Raw genomic sequence first — 19,784 nt, 5'->3', positions numbered from 1 at the left:
GTGGTTACAGTATTTGTCGAGCGAAAGTAACAGGATTGCTCTTTAGTGAGAGGGAATGGTATGTAATAGAAAGTGATATGAAGGATGTGATTTAGAGTGGAATTATATTCTTTGCTTCAATCATTTGTAAATTACGCTAATGGTCAATATCATTTAGAGCCGCTTTTAAGACAAGGAGAAAAAACTGTTAATTTCCGCTTTGGAGATGAAAGTTGTTCGTTACAAATTTCAAGAGATTATATAGAACTGTTGAAAGAAGAAAGAGGAACGGAGCAAATCGTTTGTGTAGATGAAGAAGATGTAAAACAATTGGTGAATGGCAATGTACGATTGCAAACGTTAATGAACGATGGACGTATACAATATTCGGGAACGTATCGAACGATGTTATTAATTGAATCGATGTTTCATATATGTAAACCGATGTCAGTGGGCGCTTAAAATTCTGAAGTTTCGTTTTTTACGAAAATTTCTGTTGACATGGTGTGTGGATATTGATACAATTCAATTCATAAAATATAGACAATTTCATAAATTACAAATCAGACGAAAATGTAATCTGATTTCTCTTATCAAGAGAGGTGGAGGGACTGTGCCCTGTGAAGCCCGGCAACCGTCAACTTATGTTGAAATGGTGCCAATTCCTGCAAAGCAAATGCTTTGAGAGATGAGAGAGAGGGATAATGTTGTTATATACGCATATAAACCTTTCTGCTTCTCTAAAGCGGAAAGGTTTTTTTGTTGTTTGAATGTGGAGGACATTCAAATAATAAAAGTAATGAGAACGGTGGACTACACGCATCAAAAATAAAAAATTGCGGAGTCGATCAAAAATCTAGCTCCAGCGGCTAGAACAGTCGGTCGTTTCATCCCTTCCTATGAGGCAAAAAGCGCCTCTACGTCTGGGATTTGGGCGTCCTCTTGTTCTAAGCGAGCCGCTTACGCTTTTTATTAAAAAAAGGGGTGATACACCATGATTCTATTAGAGAATGTAAAGAAAATATATAAAGCAAAAAGCGGTGATGTCACTGCTGTAGATAATGCCAATTTAAAAATAGAGAAAGGTGAAATATTTGGTGTTATCGGATATAGTGGCGCTGGAAAAAGTTCTTTAATTCGATTATTCAATCAGTTGGAGAAACCAACTTCAGGTCAAATTACAATTGCAAATCGCGTCATTTCAGCGATTACAGGAAGCGAACTTCGTAAGGCAAGACAAGAGATCGGAATGATTTTTCAACACTTCAACTTACTTTGGTCACGAACTGTACGTGAAAATATTGAGTTCCCACTTGAAATTGCAGGTGTTGATAAGGCGAAGAGAAGGAAACGCGTGGATGAGTTAATTCATCTTGTTGGATTAGAAGGAAGAGGAGACGCGTACCCATCTCAGCTGAGCGGAGGACAGAAGCAACGTGTTGGTATTGCGAGAGCGTTAGCTAACAATCCGCAAGTACTTTTATGTGATGAAGCAACGTCCGCTCTTGATCCAGAAACGACAGATCAAATTTTAGATCTATTATTAGATATTAATAAACGTCTCGGCTTAACAATTGTACTTATTACACACGAGATGCACGTAATTCGAAAGATTTGTAATCGAGTGGCGGTAATGGAGAAAGGAAAGATTGTAGAAACGGGTCCAGTACTTGATGTGTTCCGTAATCCGCAGCAAGATATTACGAAACGATTTGTACAGCAGTTAACGGATTCTGAAGATACAAATGAAACGATTGAAAGTTTAATTGAAAAATATCCAGATGGAAAAGTAGTTCGTTTGCAGTTTATCGGTGAAGCTGTAGAAAGACCAGTACTTCAAAGATTAATGCAACGCAGTGATATAGAAGTTAGCATTTTGCAAGGAAATATCGCACAAACGAATAACGGCTCTTACGGTAGTTTAGTTGTTCATTTAAATGGTGAGGAAACAGCGATTCAGCAAGCAATAGAGGGAATACATCAAGATCAAGTAGAGCTGGAGGTGATTGCACATGGATAAATTACTCACAAATGTTGATTGGAATCAAATGTTAGAAGCAACGGGTGAAACGTTATATATGACGGCAATCGCAGCTCTTGCCACATTTGTTTTAGGACTCATTTTAGGATTGTTACTCTTTATGACAGCGAAAGATAATTTATGGGAAAACAAAGCGGTTAACACGGCGATTGGAGCGTTCGTAAACATTTTCCGCTCGATACCGTTCATTATTTTAATCATTTTATTAATCCCATTCACAAAGATTCTGCTTGGAACAATTCTTGGAGCGAGTGCAGCACTTCCAGCTTTAATTATTGGAGCGGCACCGTTTTACGCGAGAATGGTTGAAATCGCCCTTCGTGAAATTGATAAAGGTGTAATTGAAGCTTCAAAAGCGATGGGAGCAAAAACAAGCACAATTATTTTGAAGGTGTTAATTCCAGAATCGTTACCAGCATTAGTATCTGGTATTACGGTTACGACAATTGCTTTAGTAGGCTATACAGCAATGGCGGGAGTTGTTGGTGCTGGTGGCCTTGGAACACTTGCTTATTTAGAAGGATTCCAACGAGGAAATAACGACGTAACAATCGTTGCGACAATTTGTGTATTACTAGTTGTATTTTTCATTCAATGGATTGGTGATCGTGTAACGACTCGAATAGATAAAAGATAATAAAAAACGGGAGGATGTTTCAAATGAAAAAGTTATTACTTACAGCACTTATTTCAACTTCTATTTTTGGGTTAGCTGCTTGTGGCGGCAAAGATAAAGATGAAAAGAAACTTGTTGTTGGTGCTTCTAACGTACCGCACGCTGAAATTTTAGAAAAGGCAAAACCGTTACTTGAGAAAAAAGGAATTGAATTAGAAGTGAAAAAATTCCAAGATTACGTGTTGCCAAATAAATCGTTAGCAGATAAGGATTTAGACGCAAACTATTTCCAACACATTCCGTATTTAGAAAAAGAAATGAAAGATAAAAAATACGATTTTGAAGTAGCAGGAAAAATTCATTTAGAGCCAATTGGTGTATATTCTCAAAAATATAAGAGCTTAAAAGAACTTCCAGACGGAGCGACAATTATTATGAGTAATTCAGTTGCTGATCATGGACGTGGTTTAGCAATTTTACAAAAAGAAGGCATTTTAAAAATTAAAGATGGGGTGGATCCAGTTAAAGCAACTCCAAAAGATATTGCGGATAACCCGAAAAACTTGAAATTCAAAACAGATATTGAGCCTGGTTTATTGCCACAAGTGTATAACAATAAAGAAGGCGACGCGGTTCTAATTAACTCGAACTATGCAATTGATGCGAAGTTAAACCCAGAAAAAGATGCAATTGCAATTGAAAGTAATGATTCACCATACGCAAACGTAGTAGCTGTTCGTAAAGGTGATAAAGATAAGAAAGAGATTAAAGCTCTTGTAGAAGTATTACATTCTAAAGAAATTGAAGATTTCATTAATAAAGAATATAAAGGGGCAGTTGTTCCTGTAAAAGAATAATTGCTGTAAAAGGGCTGGTGTATGCCAGCCTTTTTTATAACTACATAATTATACGGGAGAAGGGGACATCAAATGAAAAAGATTCTATTGTCAGTTGTTACAGCGCTGTCTGTATTTACATTAGCTGCTTGCGGAGGAAAAGAGGAGAATAAGCTTGTTGTGGGAGCTTCTAACGTACCGCACGCTGTTATTTTAGAAAAGGCACAGCCAATATTAGAGAAAAAGGGTATTAAATTAGAAATTAAAAAATTCCAAGATTATGTGCTGCCGAATAAAGCGTTAGCGGATAAGGAAATTGATGCAAACTACTTCCAGCACATTCCTTACTTAGATAAAGAAATTCAAGAAAAAGGATATAAAATTGTAAACGCAGGAAAAATTCATTTAGAGCCAATGGGCATTTATTCTAAGAAATATAAAAGCTTAAAAGACTTACCAGATGGCGGGACAGTGATTATGAGTAATAACGTAGCGGAGCGTGGCCGTATGCTAGCACTGTTACAAAAAGGTGGCGTTATTAAATTAAAAGACGGAGTAGATGTTGTGAAAGCAACAGTAAAAGATGTTGTAGAAAATCCGAAAAACTTAAAGTTTAAAACAGATGTAGAGCCTGGTCTTTCACCGAAGTTATATGAAAATAATGAAGGTGATGCATTATTTATTAATTCAAACTATGCAATTGATGCAAAATTAAATCCAACAAAAGATGCGATTGCGATTGAAGGATCAGACTCTCCGTATGCAAATATTATTGCAGTTCGTAAAGGTGACGAGAAGAAAAAAGAAATTAAGGAGCTAGTAGAAGTGCTGCATTCAAAAGAAATTCAAGATTTTATTAATAAAGAATATAAAGGTGCTGTACTTCCGGTAAGTGAATAGATATAAGGAAAGGGCTGGAAATTTACCAGTCCTTTTTTCTTTATATAAATAAGAAGAAAGGTGTATCATATAAGGATGCAAGTGAAATACTTATATACATTTGTGAAAAAATTGTTACTTTTTTTCATCGTTTGCGATATCATTTTATTTGATATAAAATTAGAATGAGAATAAAATGAGAATATGAACGTTTTAGGAATTTTTAAAATGTATATATAGGATTAATGGAGGTATTGAGATGGCTGGTTCTACATTAACGGTTAAAGACTTACACGTATCAATTGATGGCAAAGAAATTTTAAAAGGTGTAAACCTTGAAGTAAAAGGTGGAGAAATCCACGCAATTATGGGACCTAACGGAACAGGTAAATCAACTTTATCTTCTGCAATTATGGGTCACCCAAAATATGAAGTAACAGAAGGTAGCATCATCATCGACGGTGAAGATGTATTAGAAATGGAAGTAGACGAGCGCGCGCAAGCAGGTCTATTCCTAGCAATGCAATATCCAAGTGAAATTAGCGGAGTAACAAACGCTGACTTCTTACGTTCTGCAATTAACGCACGTCGTGAAGAAGGCGATGAAATTTCTCTTATGAAATTTATCCGTAAATTAGATAAAAACATGGAATTCCTAGAAATGGATCCAGAAATGGCACAACGTTACTTAAACGAAGGTTTCTCTGGCGGTGAGAAAAAACGTAACGAAATTCTTCAATTAATGATGATTGAGCCAAAAATCGCAATCTTAGACGAAATTGACTCAGGTCTTGATATCGATGCATTAAAAGTTGTATCTAAAGGTATTAACGAAATGCGCGGCGAAGACTTCGGTTGCCTAATGATTACGCATTACCAACGTTTATTAAACTACATCACTCCAGACTTCGTTCACGTTATGATGAACGGTCGTATCGTTAAATCTGGTGGACCTGAGCTTGCACAACGTCTAGAAGCTGAAGGTTACGACTGGATTAAAAAAGAATTAGGTATTGAAGACGAAACAACAGAGCAAGAAGCGTAAGAGAGGAGCATAAACATGACAATCGGTACATTACCTTTCGATCAAGAAACAATCCGTCAACGCGCAAGCGAAGTAAACGAAGCAGCTTGGTTGACTGAGTTCCGCTTACAAGCTCTTGCACAAGCAACTGAACTTCCAATGCCAACTCCTGATAAAACGAAAATTGACAAATGGGACTTTATCGGAAAAGGCGACGCTGCTAAGCAAGAGCCTGTAAGTTCTTTAACAGAGCTTCCAGAAGCAGTGAAAAACTTAATCGATGAAAATAACAGCGTATTAGTGCAACGTACTGGTACAACTGCATTCGTTTCTTTAGCAGACGAAGCAAAAGAAAAAGGTGTTATTTTCACAGACATCGTAACAGCTGCAACAGAGCATGCTGAACTAGTACAAAAGTACTTAATGAAAGACGGCGTGAAGGTAGACGAGCATCGTCTAACTGCACTTCATGCTGCATTAATCAACGGTGGTGCATTCGTATATGTTCCGAAAAACGTTGTGCTTGAAACTCCACTTCAAGCTGTATTCTTAGTAGACGGCGAAGAAGCTAACGTATATAACCACGTATTATTCGTAGCTGATGCGAACAGTACTGCAACTTATGTAGAAAACTACGTTGCAAATGAAAATGCTAAAGGTATTGCAAATATCGTAGCAGAAGTAATCGTGGAACAAGGCGCACAAGTGAAATTCGGTGCGGTTGATCTATTAGCAAAAGACGTAACAACTTACGTTAACCGCCGCGGTATTGTTGGACGCGACGGCCGCGTTGATTGGGCTCTAGGCCTTATGAATGACGGAAACACAATTTCAGAGAACGTTACAAACTTAATGGGCGACGGTTCATATGCTGATACGAAAACAGTAACAATTGGCCGTGGTAACCAAACACAAAACTTTACAACTAAAGTTGTTCACTTCGGTAAACACTCTGAAGGTTGGATTTTAAAACACGGTGTACAAAAAGATAGTGCAACATCTATCTTTAACGGAATTGGTAAGATTGAACACGGTGCATCTAAATCAAATGCACAACAATCTTCTCGCGTTCTTATGTTAGATGAGAAAGCACGCGGTGATGCAAACCCAATTCTTTTAATTGACGAAGATGATGTTATGGCAGGTCACGCAGCTTCAGTAGGTCGCGTAGATCCAACTCAACTATACTACTTAATGAGCCGTGGTATTCCAAAACGCGAAGCAGAACGTTTAGTCATCCATGGATTCTTAGCACCTGTAGTTAATGAGCTTCCAATTGAAGGAGTAAAGGCACAGCTTGTTGAGGTAATTGAAAGGAAAGTTCGCTAATGAATATTCATGAAATACGCAAACAGTTTCCAATTCTTGATCAAAAAGTGAACGGCAAACAACTTGTTTATTTCGATAGTGCAGCAACTTCTCAAAAACCAATTCAAGTCATTGAAACGTTAGAACGTTACTATAAAGAATATAACTCTAACGTGCATCGCGGTGTTCATACGCTCGGTACGAAAGCTACCGACGCGTATGAAGGTGCACGCGAGAAAGTTCGCAAGTTTATTAATGCGAAATCAATGGAAGAGATTATTTTCACGCGCGGAACGACAACTGCATTAAATACAGTAGCGGCTAGCTATGGTCTTGAAAATGTAAAAGAAGGCGATGAAATCGTTATTTCTTACATGGAGCACCATAGTAACATCATTCCGTGGCAGCAAGTTGCGAAGAAAACAGGCGCAACTTTAAAATACCTTCCGCTTCAACCAGATGGGACAATTTCAATAGAAGATGCTCGTCAAACAATTACACCGAATACAAAAATCGTTTCTATCATGTATGTTTCTAACGTACTTGGAACGATTAACCCTGTAAAAGAAATCGGAGCAATCGCACACGAAAATGGCGCAATTATGGTCGTTGACGGTGCACAAAGTACACCTCATATGAAAGTGGATGTACAAGATTTAAACTGTGATTTCTACGCATTATCTGCTCATAAGATGTGCGGCCCTACAGGTATCGGCGTATTATATGGTAAGAAAGAATTGCTAAACAATATGGAGCCAATTGAATTTGGCGGTGAAATGATTGATTTCGTAGATTTACAAGAATCTACTTGGAAAGAGCTTCCGTGGAAGTTCGAAGCAGGTACGCCGATTATCGGTAATGCAATCGGACTTGGTGCGGCAATTGATTTCCTAGAAGAAATTGGTCTTCATAATATTGAAAAGCATGAGCATGAATTAGCGCAATACGCTTTAGAAAGACTATCAGAAGTAGATGGCGTTACAATTTATGGTCCAAAGCATCGCGCTGGTCTTGTTACATTTAATATTGAAGACGTACATCCTCACGATGTAGCGACAGTATTAGATGTAGAAGGTATTGCGGTTCGCGCAGGACATCACTGTGCACAACCGCTTATGAAGTGGCTGAAAGCTTCTTCAACAGCACGTGCGAGCTTCTATTTATATAATACAAAAGAAGAAATTGATACATTTGTTGAATCGCTAATCAAGACAAAGGAGTATTTCACAAATGTCATTTAATAATTTAGATACGTTATATCGTCAAGTTATTATGGATCATTATAAGAATCCTCGTAACCATGGCGTGTTAGAAGATAGTGTTACAGTGAACTTGAACAATCCAACTTGCGGCGATCGTATTCAACTTACGATGAAAGTAGAAGAAGGTATTGTGCAAGAGGCGAAGTTTGAAGGCGAAGGATGTTCAATCTCAATGTCTTCAGCTTCAATGATGACACAAGCAGTAAAAGGTAAGAAAATTGAAGAAGCACTTCAGCTTTCGAAAATTTTCTCTGACATGATGCTAGGAAAAGAGTACGATGACAGCATCGATTTAGGAGATATTGAAGCATTACAAGGCGTATGCAAGTTCCCTGCACGTATTAAATGTGCAACATTAGCGTGGAAAGCGTTAGAAAAGGGCTTAAACGAAGATAAGTAATGTTAAAGGTTCCTAAAAACGAGGTTATCTAAGGAGGGACACACCAACATGGCGAAGCAACTGCCAGATATCGGCGATTATAAATATGGTTTCAAAGACAAAGACGTTTCGATTTTCCGTGCTGGACGCGGTTTAACAAAAGAGATCGTTGAAGAGATTTCACGTATGAAAGAAGAACCACAGTGGATGTTAGACTTCCGTTTAAAATCACTGGATAAGTTCTACGAAATGCCAATGCCACAATGGGGCGGCGACTTAAACGACTTAGATTTCGATGAAATTACGTACTACGTAAAACCATCTGAGAAATCTGAGAAGTCTTGGGATGAAGTACCTGATGAAATTAAAGCTACATTTGATAAATTAGGTATTCCAGAAGCTGAGCAAAAATATTTAGCTGGTGTATCTGCACAGTACGAATCTGAAGTTGTATACCACAACATGAAAGAAGACCTAGAAGCTCTAGGAATCGTCTTCAAAGATACAGATAGCGCATTAAAAGAGAACGAAGATATTTTCCGTGAGCATTTCGGAAAAGTAATCCCACCAACAGACAACAAATTCGCAGCATTAAACTCTGCAGTTTGGTCTGGTGGATCATTCATCTACGTTCCAAAAGGTGTGAAAGTTGATACACCACTTCAAGCGTATTTCCGTATTAACTCTGAAAATATGGGACAATTCGAGCGTACGCTTATCATCGTAGACGAAGGCGCACACGTACACTACGTAGAAGGTTGTACAGCACCTGTTTACACGACTAACTCACTTCACAGTGCGGTAGTAGAAATCATCATTAAGAAAGATGCATATTGCCGTTATACAACAATCCAAAACTGGGCGAACAACGTATACAACCTAGTTACAAAACGTGCGGTTTGTGAAGAAAACGCAACGATGGAATGGATTGACGGTAACATCGGATCTAAATTAACGATGAAATACCCAGCAGTTATCTTAAAAGGCGAAGGCGCTCGTGGTTTAACATTATCTATCGCGATTGCTGGTAAAGGCCAACACCAAGATGCTGGTGCAAAAATGATTCACTTAGCACCAAACACGTCTTCAACAATCGTTTCTAAATCGATTGCGAAGCATGGTGGTAAAGTAACTTACCGTGGTATCGTACACTTCGGACCAAAAGCGAAAAACTCTCGCTCTAACATCGAGTGTGACACGTTAATCATGGATAACCAATCTACATCTGATACAATTCCTTACAACGAAATCAAAAACGATTACGTTTCACTTGAGCACGAAGCGAAAGTATCGAAAGTATCAGAAGAACAATTATTCTACCTAATGAGCCGCGGTATTTCTGAGCAAGAAGCTACAGAAATGATCGTAATGGGCTTCATCGAGCCATTCACTCGCGAACTTCCAATGGAATACGCAGTTGAAATGAACCGTCTAATCAAGTTTGAGATGGAAGGTTCTATTGGTTAAATAGAAATGCGGAGCCGATTGTTCAGACCCGTTGGCTAAGGTTCTTTCGCACAGAAGATGCTTTTTATCTTCTGGTGCGGAAGGTTCTTAGACATGAGGGTCTAGGAGGCAAAGCTGGACAATATTTAAAGTGGAGGCGGCTCGTCCAGAATGTGAGGGGGATGGAGCTTCTGACGTAGAGGCGCTTTTTGCCTCATAGGAAGAAGTGAAGCCACCGAACATTCTAGCCGCTGGAACTGGATAATATATAAAGAAAGCGCCCTGCTGTGCAGGGCGCTTTCTTATTGTGTGAGCTGGGCTTGGGTTGGGGGTAGCCGAGATACCCAGGTGGGTTTCCAGCTGGATATATCAGCGATTTTTCAAATATATCGATCACAACTCGGAATATATCAGCGATTATTTCAATATATCGACGATTCGACAAGGAATATCGACTTATCAACAAATTACGACAAAAGAAATTCTTCATATACCCTGCAACATTTTATATGAAAGGGGACCGACTGGAAGTAAGGCAAAGATACTGACAAATCCACTGGTGAATCCAATTGAAAAAAGACCTGCGAATCTCCTGTTGAACTTTCTGACAAATCCCCGCTCTACCAACTAATCCCCAGACTGGAAAAAGTAAAGTTTCTCATATGAAAAGGGCAATCTTTTGCTTTTTCTCACAATGCGAGTACAATGTAAAATAGCAAGAAAAGACGAAAAGTATTTACAGGATTATTGCATACGCATAGCGTAAATGGCAGTAAGGAACTGAGAGGAGGTTTTTTCTCTGAATATAAATAAAGAAACAATTATCCACCTTTATCATACAAACGATATACATAGTCATTTTGAAAATTGGCCGCAAATTTCTCGGTTTGTACAAGGAGAGAAAAAGCGAAGACAGGAAGCGGGAGAGACTGTTTTGACTGTAGATATCGGCGATCATGTGGATCGTTTTCATAGTATTTCGGAAGCGACGAATGGGCTTGGCAATACGAAGCTTTTAAATGAGGCGTTATATGATTATGTAACGATCGGAAACAATGAAGGAATTACGTTAGCGAAGGAGCATTTGAATCGTCTATATGATGATGCTGGATTTGAGGTGCTTGTCGCGAATTTATTTGAAAAAGAAGGGGTACGTCCAGAGTGGGCAAAGCCTTATAAATTACATACAACGACAGATGGGATTACGATTGCTTTTATCGGATTAACGGTTGCGTATCCAGAGTTTTATCAAATGTTAGATTGGCATATTGAAGATCCAATCGAGCATTTAGAGTCTATTTTAGAAGAAGTGAGAGATGAGGCTCATATAACGGTTGTCCTTTCTCATCTTGGAAAAAGTATGGATGAGCATATGGCGGAGCATTATGATATAGATGTGATTTTAGGGGCACATACGCATCATTTATTTGAGCGTGGTGTTCTTATGAATAATACGTTACTTTGTTGTTGTGAAAAGTGGGGACGTTACGTTGGGCATGTCCAGCTTACTGTGGATAAAGAGACGAAGAAGCTTTTGAAAAAGGACGGTAGAGCGATTAAGACAGACCGTTTAGGTGCTTATAGTAAACCGTTATCCACAATTGAAGCGCTGCAGGAAGAAAGTACACATATTATGGAAGAACCTGTCGTTCATTTAAAGGAATCATTACCGGTTGATTGGTTTCATGAGACAGCATTTTCGCACATGTTAGCAAATGCGCTGAAAACGTGGTGCGGTGCAGAGATTGGCATGGTGAACGCTGGTGTACTTCTTGAAGGATTAGAAGAAGGCGTTGTGACGCGCGGAGATATTCACAGAATTTGTCCACATCCAATTAATCCATGTCTATTAAAAGTGCCGGGGAAAACGTTACGAGAAGTGATCTTGAAAGCACGTCGCCCGAATATGGAGAACCTTGAGGTAAAAGGATTCGGATTCCGCGGGAAAGTAATGGGAAAAATGATTTACGCTGGTGTAGAAGTCATTCCAGATACGATTCCTGGGAATAAAATTTTACTCGAAGATGTATTAATTAACGGGGAATCGCTGGAATTAAATCGTATATATACAGTAGGAACGATTGATATGTTTACATTTGGCTACTTATACCCAGAGCTATCCTCACTTTCTGACAAACAATATTATATGCCAGAACTACTTAGAGATGTGTTAACAGACATGTTAATAACTTATACATCTTCCGTCAAACTATAGGCTAGTTAACTTGTAACACTCATTTTTCTCTTGTCATACAGATAAGAAAGAGAGGAGTGTGAACTATGGTTAATGTGGAGCCAATTATAATCGATAATTATACGTTTATTGCGGTTAGCGTCAAACTTCCAAAGACAAATTTGCTAGCTGTAATGAGCGATAAAGGATATATTATGTGCGGTGCATTAGATGTAGGTCTTTTAAATGAGAAGTTAGGGGATCGAGGTATTATTGCTGGCCGTGCGGTTGGTGTAAGAACGATTGAACAACTTCTTGAAGCACCGCTAGAATCAGTAACGATTGAAGCCGAAGCTTTAGGTATTACGGCTGGTACAATTGGAAAAGAAGCATTATTAAAAATGAGATAAGCATATATCGTCCCTCCTTCTTGCATAGAAATGATATAAGAAGGAGGGTTTTGTATGAGTATATTTCGTTCGAAAAATTCGCGGTTTCGAAGGGGACCTATTTCCTTTCGGCACATACTGCTTATGTCGTTTATTCTTTTTGTCATATTACTCGTGCAAGGATTATGGATTGTGAATAGCAGCATTCAGCCGACATTAATGAAATATGGAGAAGTAGAGACACATAAAATGGCGACAGCGGTTATGACGAAGGCGGTAAAAGATAGGATCGATGAGGGATTCGATGTCGATTCATTAATGAAAGTACAAAATGATAAAAACGGGAAAGTGTCCACAATTAATTTAAATACGAAGCAAGTAAATGAAATCGTAACGTCAACGACCACATACATAGAAAAATATTTACAGCAAGTAGAACAAGGAAATTTGAAGGAGCTAGGTATTTCTGAAAAAAATGGGACAACGATGGCCGTTCCTTTTGGTCGTGTAACGAATAATGCGCTTCTTGGAAATATGGGACCTAACATTCCAATTGATTTCACGACGATTGGTCATGTAAATACGGATATTAAACAAAAAATTGAACCGCACGGGATCAATACGACAGCGATTCAAATTATTATGGAGATGGAAGTCACGTTGCAAGTCATTATTCCATTTCATACGAAAGAAATAAAAGTAAAACAAGATGTTCCGATTGCGACGCGTATCGTTCAAGGGGAAGTGCCTACGTATTATGGAAGCGGAAGTGTTGTTGTACCTGATAAAAAGAAAGCGGATAGTTAGACTGTAAATAAAAAATAACCGTAGCAATGTGCTACGGTTATCGTTTTGTATTCGCGCGTTCTTTTCGCTCCCAAAGACTTAAGTGCATGTAGGGGTCGAAAGCCCATTCTGTATAACCATTGTCTTTATACATGCCGAAATGTAGGTGGGGCGGGAATTTTCCAGCTGTGCCGGGAGGGCCGTAACCGGTGCTACCAACAAATCCGATTACTTTTCCAGGCTCGACAATTTGTCCAAGCTGTATTTCTTTTGAGAATCCGCCTAAGTGAGCGTAATAATGATAATTGTTATGAAGGTCACGAATACCGATACGCCATCCGCCAAGGCGGTTCCAGCCTTTTGTTTCAATAATGCCATAGCAAGTGGATCTTACTGGTACGCCATAGCCTGCGAATATATCGGTTCCTTCATGAACCCTTCTTCCCCCAAAACTTCTTCCAGCGCCAAAAGTACTACGGTAGCTATGGTCACTGCGAATCGGAAGAGGGAACGCATTTCCTTCTAAATTAATACGTCCGTAATGTTTATAAATTTGGGCGTATTCGGTAATTAAATCAACTGTTTTTGCACGTCTATAATATTCCCAGAGCATGATTTTAATGCGTTCTTCTGACGTTCCTTGTTTCTTTAAAATCGTTGCTGCTGTATGCAAAAGATCACGGTCGTTATTTGCATTTGCAAATCCATCTTTGTCACCATCTAAACCTAACCCGCCAAATAGAGCAATTGTATGGGGAAGAGTGTCGTTACCATTAACAGGTCCAGCCCATATTTCTGGTTTGAAATAGAGGGAGATGATGGCATCTGGTTTTTTCGGAATATCTTTTCTTACGCTCCGTATATTTCTTTCATATTGATCCATTGCAGCTAAGTAATACCACGGAATGCCTGAAGATTGCTCGGTTTCTTTATATAGTGCCATGCGCTTTTCATATATGCTTTGCTGATTATCTTCACCGTAAGCGATGTTTTGGTGGAGAAGAAAGCAAATCGAAAGCAAAAGAGAAATTTTTCGAAGCATGAAATAGACTCCTTTCACATCATCACTCTTTTTAGTGTGGGATATACGGAGTATTTCATTATAGGGAACGATTGGAAAAAATCTTAGAATCTTCATTTGAGCAAATCGCTTTCATACGTTAGAATAGATATGTTACATTGAAAGAAGCGAACACGGTAAACTATTTCATATTGTGCGGAGTTGATAACCATGACAAAACAAACAGAATATAAGCGCAAGCCCGAATGGTTGAAAATTAAGTTAAACACGAATGAAAACTATACAGGCTTAAAGAAAATGATGCGTTCTAAAAATCTTCATACAGTTTGTGAGGAAGCAAAATGTCCGAATATTCATGAATGCTGGGCTGTAAGAAAAACAGCAACATTTATGATTTTAGGTGCGGTTTGTACACGTGCTTGTCGTTTTTGTGCGGTTAAAACAGGCTTACCAACTGAGCTTGATTTACAAGAGCCAGAACGCGTAGCAGATTCTGTAGTACAAATGGGCTTAAAGCACGTTGTTATAACAGCGGTTGCACGTGATGATTTAAAAGATGGTGGAGCAGCTGTTTTTGCTGAAACAGTACGCGCTGTACGTCGTAAAAATCCATTTACGTCAATCGAAGTATTGCCATCTGATATGGGTGGAGTAGAAGAAAACTTAAAAATGTTAATGGATGCAAAACCAGATATTTTAAACCATAACATTGAAACAGTACGTCGATTATCTGACCGAGTTCGCGCTAGAGCAAAATATGATCGTTCATTAGAGTTTTTACGTCGAGCAAAAGAAATGCAGCCTGATATTCCAACTAAATCGAGCATTATGGTGGGCTTAGGTGAAACGAGAGAAGATTTAATTGAAGCAATGGATGACTTACGTGCAAACAATGTGGATATTTTAACTCTTGGACAATACCTACAACCATCTAAGAAGCATTTACCAGTTCTTAAATATTACCCACCAGCGGAATTTGCAGAGCTAAAAGAAATTGCACTTAGCAAAGGCTTTAGCCACTGTGAAGCTGGCCCACTTGTGCGTTCTTCTTACCATGCGGACGAGCAAGTTCGTTCTGCAAAAGAAAACACAGCAGAAGCAAAATAATGAAAAAAGGGAGCTAATGATTAGCTCTCTTTTTGTTTGTACTCTAAAACAGTATTTGAACATGTTAATAAAATCTTTTTTAATTCTTCTGTGGATAATTCAATTGTAAATTCAGGTACACCAGGTGTAATTAAAATTTTATCGTACGTATAAATAGCGTTATCCACAATAATTGTTACATCGTGTGAATACCCGAAAGGAGCTACACATCCTGGCGTACAACCAGTTTTGTCTCGCAGTTCATCAGCGGAACAGAGAGATAAGCGTTCTCCTGTTAGTTCTTTCATCTCTCCGCGGTTAAGCCTTGTGCCCTCTAACGTGAAAAATACGTAATAATCTCCAGCCTTTGATTTTAAAAATAAGCTTTTACTTGGAGTACCTTGTAAGCCAAGCCTCTCGCGTACGATCCGATCTGTCTCATAATCGAGTACCGGTTCGTGTTCGAATTTTTCATAAGAAACATTTGTTTTATGTAGTAAAGCAAGTACATCTTCGTACATATGGAGTGATACCCCTTTCTATTATTAGTACAGTTTCTTCTCGTGGCGTCAACTGAATGTGTTGGAAAGAGATATTACTTGGACGGTGCTTTCCATAATCGTTTTAGGCTACATTGTTCATCAATTGTAATTTCGTACATATCAGGATTCGTTAAAGCTCTCCATTCATGAAAGCCGATCGTATGATCAAAGTGCTTTAAAATGAGCGTAAGTAAGTTTCCGTGTGTAACGAGTAATATTGTAGTATGGTTTAATTTTAAAACGTCTTCGATAAGCGATATAGCACGGTCCGTTGCTTGTTTTGTTGACTCTCCGCCTGAAAAGGCAATATCTATATTTGTAAAAGTAGATTCTAGTTTTTGCATCCAATCGTCCATTGGAATGTCGCTTAATATGCGTTCAGCTAATCGTTCATCTTCTTGGATAGACAAATTAGCTTGGAGTGCATAGGGCCGAATAGAATCGATAGCTCGCACAAATGGGCTTGAAATAATATGGTCTATTTGTAGTTGGTTTTCTAAAAGGAATGTAGCAAGGGTGTTTGCTTGTTTTTTTCCATCGGTCGTTAATTCGGCATGACGTTCTTGGCCAGTTGCTGAACAATGTCGTATGACAATAATTTTCTTCATAATTCATCCCCATTTTTCAAGTTGACGCTATATACTTCGACGAATGCGGAAAAAATTCCTTTTTATCCCGCTTTAATGGGCAGTAAGACCCCCACCTCAAAATTCAGCGCAAGCAAAGAAGTTAGGTGGGGGTCGGGCTGCCCATAAAAGTCCGATTGGTGAGGGCTGATTAAAGTTTCACTTTATTGGAAACGGCATAGTGATTTATAGATGTGGAAAAATAATGTGGATAATGAAAAATGAGGTGCCAGTATGAAAAAAATGATATGTCTCGTATTCATGATTTGTTTTCTTACGCAAATGTCCACAACATATGCACAATCCAATCAAAAGTTAGATTATCCGAGCAATCGAAATAAGTCATTTGTAAGTGGGGATGTGTTTTACGAACAGTTAGATAAGAAAATTTATAAAGAATACAAAAATGCAGCGTATAGTGTTCGGAAAAAGATTTTATTTAAAGAAGTACCCGACGAAGAATTTTCCTTTCTACAAAAAACAGCCGCGGGTTGTCGGGGTGAAGTGGTGCTTCAAGATTCTTTCATTCACCCTGATCGCCAAGTTTATTTTTTCGCTTCCTTTTCTCAAAATGAAGTAGAAGAGTTACAAAAGTACATCGTGATAGATGCAGAAACAAAGAAGGAGCTGCAAAGCGGTAAAAGTTATCATCGCTATGATAATCTTTATAAAAAATAACCCACCAACAGGCGGGTTATTTTTACTTTGGCACACTCATTAATTTCTCTTTCATTTTACGAATAAGAATGATAGCGCCAATTGTGAAGAGAAGGGTGATTCCTTCTGCAACAAAGATGTTAATTGTTTTCGTTTGGTAAAGTGCCGCGAAGAAGTCTACAAGTGCGTGGAATAGTATAGCGTACACAAGGAAGATATACTTCTTCTGTTTTACTGCGTATAAAACAAGCATTGTAAAGGCGATTTGCAGCACGAGTGCCATAATTCTTTCTAAGCTGCCAAGGAAATATAAGTAGGCAGGTTGCTGAATTAACATGTCCTGTAGGCGGCTTAGTTCTGGCATTTTTTCGACCATCTGGGCGAAGCTACCGTTGTTAATTGAATTCGCAAATATAAGTGCTTGGAATGCAGAGAATCCGCCAACTAAAATGGATTCAATGCCGCCGTGACCAATTCCGTAAGCGAAGCCATCTTTATATTCTTGATATTTTTTTAGTAAGAAGAAGAAGGCAACAAAGCGTCCTAATTCTTCAAAAATACCAGCAGTGAGTCCGCCATAAAGTGCGAAGACAAATGGATTTTCTAAAATTGGAGCGATTGCTGGATTACCGCGCATAAATAGGTGGAATGGTGTTTCGAGAATTTGGGTAAATCCGATAAAGATAAGAACACCAACGCCGACTACTTTCCAATTTATATTATATTTTTTACGGAAATAAACGAGTACAATAATTGGGACCAGAATCGAGACAATGAGTTGAAAGATGATGCTGGCAATTACAGTATTTGAAACCATATTTTCACCGCTTTCTAATATATGTACATATCTATTATGCATGAAATATTTTATAAAGAAAATGAATTTACTTATTGACTCTAACGTTGCGTCATACTTTATCGTATGTATTAAGGGGGAGATACACATGGCAATGAAGGTAAAAGAAGTAGCTAATTTAGTTGGAATTAGTGTGCGCACACTGCATCATTACGATGAAATTGGGTTGTTAACCCCAGATGAGACGACAGAGTCTGGATATCGCCTGTATTCCAATGAAAATTTAGAGACGCTGCAGCAAATTTTATTTTTTAAAGAATTAGGCTTCCCTTTGAAGAAAATTAAAGAAATTATCATGAGTCCATCATTTGACCGGGAAGAAGCATTGCAGCTTCATAAGAAAATGCTTCTTGAAAAGCGGGCTAGGTTAGATAAAGTGATTGCGACGATTGATAAAACAATTCAGTATACAAAAGGAGAGATTGAAATGACGAATAAAGAGAAATTTGAAGGCTTCGATTTCAGCCATAATCCGTACGAAGAAGAAGCGCGTGAAAGATGGGGAGACGCAGCTGTAGATAAAGCGAATGAATATGCAAAAGGTATGTCAAAAGAGAAGCAAGAAGAGTTTAATGCTATTTACAGAAATTTAGCGGCACTTAGACATGGTGCACCTGATTCCAAAGAGGCGCAAGAAGCTATCAAAGTATGGTACGATTACTTGCAAAACTTCAGTCACTATTCATTAGATGCTTTTAAAGGGCTCGGCCAAATGTACGTCGCTGATGAGCGCTTTACGAAAAATATCGATAAGTTTGGCGAAGGTTTAGCGCAGTTTATGTGTGATGCGATGGAGATTTATGCGGATCGTAATAAATAGTAAAAAATAAAGAAGGTGGAGGTTCTCTCCGCCTTCTTTATTTTTTTATCATATCATTTAAAGTCTGATCCCCTGTATTGTTCAAATGAGGATTTTTACTCATTTCACGTTTTAACATATCGAGGCTTTGCGTATATTCTGTATCATTTAATGCGCCAGATTGAAGTCCTTGAATTTGAGAAATCAACTTTTGGTCTGTTGATACATATGCTTTATAATAGCGAGGGACGATGGATAAAGCAGCTCTATATACTTGATCCGCTACAAGTTTCGGATCCGTTGTGTTTGCACGGTATACAACAAATACTTCATCGTCTGTAACGAGCGTAGCAGCATTTGTAACGTCAGGGAGTTTAACTGTCATGCTTGTAATCATTTCAGCGACTTTTTCACGGTTAATGGCTCCTACTTGTTTGTTAGATACTTCATGCTTTTGTTTAGATGAATAGCCGACTCTCGTTAATCGTGTATTTGTATTTTCCGTATGATACATGTCGTTTTTATTGGAAACAAGAACACGACTTCCTTCTTCACGTTCCATTTCGGCTTTATTTGTTTGGCAGCCTGCAAATAAGGAAAGAGTGAGGAGAGAGAGCATAATTTGTTTTTTCACGATGTATCACCTCCTTCTCCATAGCATGCACTAATTTGCAAATTTTTGTATTTGAAATTGTTGGTTGGTATGCTTTGTGATACGATAAAAAGAAGAATGCTTAGAGAGGAAGTTAATGATGGAGCAAAAGCAAGAGATTCATGCTACGGTGAGCATTAATAATGTTCAGTACGAAGTAATTAAAAACTTTCGTGACGGTTTTAGTGAAGAAGCATTTAAAGAGCGCTATGCAGAAATTTTAAATAAATATGATTACATCGTTGGGGACTGGGGTTATGAGCAACTTAGATTGCGCGGATTCTTTGATGATAGTAACCAGCGTGCGACATATGATACGAAAATTAGTACGTTATCGGAGTATTTATACGAGTACTGCAACTTCGGTTGTGCACATTTCGTATTACGAAAAGTGAAGAAGTAAAAAAATCCTCTTACGATTGTAAGA

At 38.4% G+C, this 19,784-nt stretch carries 22 protein-coding genes and 1 riboswitch; of the genes, 17 read left to right on the top strand and 5 right to left on the bottom strand.

The genetic code is table 11. The annotated features are described in order from the left end of the window. The first annotated feature begins 96 nt into the window (after positions 1-96). From FH036_RS22345 to yunB, 13 genes are all read left to right on the top strand, one after another. The gene (locus FH036_RS22345; protein ID WP_000424933.1) at positions 97-441 is read left to right on the top strand and encodes a hypothetical protein; all 345 of its coding nucleotides are present in this window, start codon (positions 97-99) and stop codon (positions 439-441) included. Between the two features lie 125 nt (positions 442-566). Beyond that, positions 567-674: riboswitch (SAM riboswitch) on the top strand. Between the two features lie 299 nt (positions 675-973). Continuing rightward, positions 974-1,999 (top strand): methionine ABC transporter ATP-binding protein, encoded by a 1,026-nt coding sequence (locus FH036_RS22335; protein ID WP_000601777.1) that lies wholly within the window; start codon positions 974-976, stop codon positions 1,997-1,999. After that, entirely contained in the window at positions 1,992-2,657 is a 666-nt protein-coding gene (locus FH036_RS22330; protein ID WP_000359556.1) for a methionine ABC transporter permease, read from the top strand. The genes FH036_RS22335 and FH036_RS22330 overlap by 8 nt, the downstream gene beginning before the upstream one ends. A 23-nt stretch (positions 2,658-2,680) precedes the next feature. Then, complete coding sequence (metQ, locus tag FH036_RS22325) at positions 2,681-3,493, top strand: methionine ABC transporter substrate-binding lipoprotein MetQ (protein WP_000735095.1); 813 nt, start codon at positions 2,681-2,683, stop codon at positions 3,491-3,493. Between the two features lie 72 nt (positions 3,494-3,565). Then, complete coding sequence (gene metQ / locus FH036_RS22320; protein ID WP_000722401.1) at positions 3,566-4,372, top strand: methionine ABC transporter substrate-binding lipoprotein MetQ; 807 nt, start codon at positions 3,566-3,568, stop codon at positions 4,370-4,372. Positions 4,373-4,610: 238 nt separating this feature from the next. Next, complete coding sequence (gene sufC, locus FH036_RS22315) at positions 4,611-5,396, top strand: Fe-S cluster assembly ATPase SufC (RefSeq protein ID WP_000929157.1); 786 nt, start codon at positions 4,611-4,613, stop codon at positions 5,394-5,396. Between the two features lie 15 nt (positions 5,397-5,411). Beyond that, positions 5,412-6,704: a Fe-S cluster assembly protein SufD gene (gene sufD, locus FH036_RS22310; protein ID WP_000152165.1), complete on the top strand. Its 1,293-nt coding sequence runs from the start codon at positions 5,412-5,414 to the stop codon at positions 6,702-6,704. Beyond that, on the top strand, positions 6,704-7,924 hold the full coding sequence (gene sufS, locus FH036_RS22305; protein WP_001020763.1) for a cysteine desulfurase SufS: 1,221 nt from the start codon (positions 6,704-6,706) through the stop codon (positions 7,922-7,924). Before sufD ends, sufS begins: the two co-directional genes overlap by 1 nt. Continuing rightward, positions 7,914-8,345: a Fe-S cluster assembly sulfur transfer protein SufU gene (gene sufU / locus FH036_RS22300; protein WP_000009523.1), complete on the top strand. Its 432-nt coding sequence runs from the start codon at positions 7,914-7,916 to the stop codon at positions 8,343-8,345. The genes sufS and sufU overlap by 11 nt, the downstream gene beginning before the upstream one ends. A gap of 48 nt (positions 8,346-8,393) precedes the next feature. Next, complete coding sequence (gene sufB, locus FH036_RS22295; protein WP_001118823.1) at positions 8,394-9,791, top strand: Fe-S cluster assembly protein SufB; 1,398 nt, start codon at positions 8,394-8,396, stop codon at positions 9,789-9,791. 778 nt (positions 9,792-10,569) lie between these two features. Continuing rightward, positions 10,570-11,985, top strand: coding sequence for a bifunctional metallophosphatase/5'-nucleotidase (locus tag FH036_RS22285; RefSeq protein WP_306821680.1), 1,416 nt, complete (start codon positions 10,570-10,572; stop codon positions 11,983-11,985). 65 nt (positions 11,986-12,050) lie between these two features. Beyond that, positions 12,051-12,353 carry a YunC family protein gene (locus FH036_RS22280; RefSeq protein WP_000248463.1) on the top strand — a complete coding sequence of 101 codons (303 nt, stop codon included), beginning with the start codon at positions 12,051-12,053 and terminating at the stop codon, positions 12,351-12,353. A 54-nt stretch (positions 12,354-12,407) separates the two neighbouring features. Beyond that, on the top strand, positions 12,408-13,139 hold the full coding sequence (yunB, locus tag FH036_RS22275; protein ID WP_014481779.1) for a sporulation protein YunB: 732 nt from the start codon (positions 12,408-12,410) through the stop codon (positions 13,137-13,139). 37 nt (positions 13,140-13,176) lie between these two features. Here the strand turns inward: yunB and FH036_RS22270 are convergent, their stop codons facing one another. Further along, the gene (locus FH036_RS22270) at positions 13,177-14,160 is read right to left on the bottom strand and encodes a M23 family metallopeptidase (RefSeq protein WP_000944673.1); all 984 of its coding nucleotides are present in this window, start codon (positions 14,158-14,160) and stop codon (positions 13,177-13,179) included. Positions 14,161-14,349: 189 nt separating this feature from the next. Between FH036_RS22270 and lipA the strand changes: the two genes are divergently transcribed. Next, positions 14,350-15,246 (top strand): lipoyl synthase, encoded by an 897-nt coding sequence (gene lipA / locus FH036_RS22265; protein WP_000166370.1) that lies wholly within the window; start codon positions 14,350-14,352, stop codon positions 15,244-15,246. A 20-nt stretch (positions 15,247-15,266) separates the two neighbouring features. Here lipA and FH036_RS22260 read toward each other — a convergent pair whose 3' ends face one another. After that, on the bottom strand, positions 15,267-15,746 hold the full coding sequence (locus FH036_RS22260; protein WP_000272743.1) for a YbaK/EbsC family protein: 480 nt from the start codon (positions 15,744-15,746) through the stop codon (positions 15,267-15,269). A 74-nt stretch (positions 15,747-15,820) separates the two neighbouring features. Beyond that, complete coding sequence (locus tag FH036_RS22255) at positions 15,821-16,375, bottom strand: histidine phosphatase family protein (protein ID WP_000721042.1); 555 nt, start codon at positions 16,373-16,375, stop codon at positions 15,821-15,823. 252 nt (positions 16,376-16,627) lie between these two features. On the opposite strand from FH036_RS22255, the gene FH036_RS22250 reads away from it, so the two are divergent. Continuing rightward, positions 16,628-17,071 carry a hypothetical protein gene (locus tag FH036_RS22250; protein ID WP_000738186.1) on the top strand — a complete coding sequence of 148 codons (444 nt, stop codon included), beginning with the start codon at positions 16,628-16,630 and terminating at the stop codon, positions 17,069-17,071. Positions 17,072-17,093: 22 nt separating this feature from the next. Here FH036_RS22250 and FH036_RS22245 read toward each other — a convergent pair whose 3' ends face one another. Further along, positions 17,094-17,909, bottom strand: a complete 816-nt coding sequence (locus FH036_RS22245) for a YhfC family intramembrane metalloprotease (RefSeq protein WP_002163480.1) — start codon at positions 17,907-17,909, stop codon at positions 17,094-17,096. A gap of 85 nt (positions 17,910-17,994) precedes the next feature. Here FH036_RS22245 and FH036_RS22240 point away from each other — a divergent pair, with 85 nt between their 5' ends. Further along, on the top strand, positions 17,995-18,726 hold the full coding sequence (locus FH036_RS22240) for a MerR family transcriptional regulator (protein ID WP_139896233.1): 732 nt from the start codon (positions 17,995-17,997) through the stop codon (positions 18,724-18,726). A gap of 37 nt (positions 18,727-18,763) precedes the next feature. Here FH036_RS22240 and FH036_RS22235 read toward each other — a convergent pair whose 3' ends face one another. Continuing rightward, positions 18,764-19,339, bottom strand: a complete 576-nt coding sequence (locus FH036_RS22235; protein WP_000744209.1) for a YhcN/YlaJ family sporulation lipoprotein — start codon at positions 19,337-19,339, stop codon at positions 18,764-18,766. A 118-nt stretch (positions 19,340-19,457) separates the two neighbouring features. On the opposite strand from FH036_RS22235, the gene FH036_RS22230 reads away from it, so the two are divergent. Continuing rightward, positions 19,458-19,760, top strand: coding sequence for a YutD family protein (locus FH036_RS22230; protein WP_000435941.1), 303 nt, complete (start codon positions 19,458-19,460; stop codon positions 19,758-19,760). Positions 19,761-19,784: the final 24 nt, after the last annotated feature.

The sequence above is a fragment of the Bacillus sp. CD3-5 genome, from assembly GCF_006349665.1.
Classification (GTDB): Bacteria; Bacillota; Bacilli; order Bacillales; family Bacillaceae_G; genus Bacillus_A; species Bacillus_A paranthracis.
This window is presented reverse-complemented; position numbering and strand designations above follow the sequence as displayed.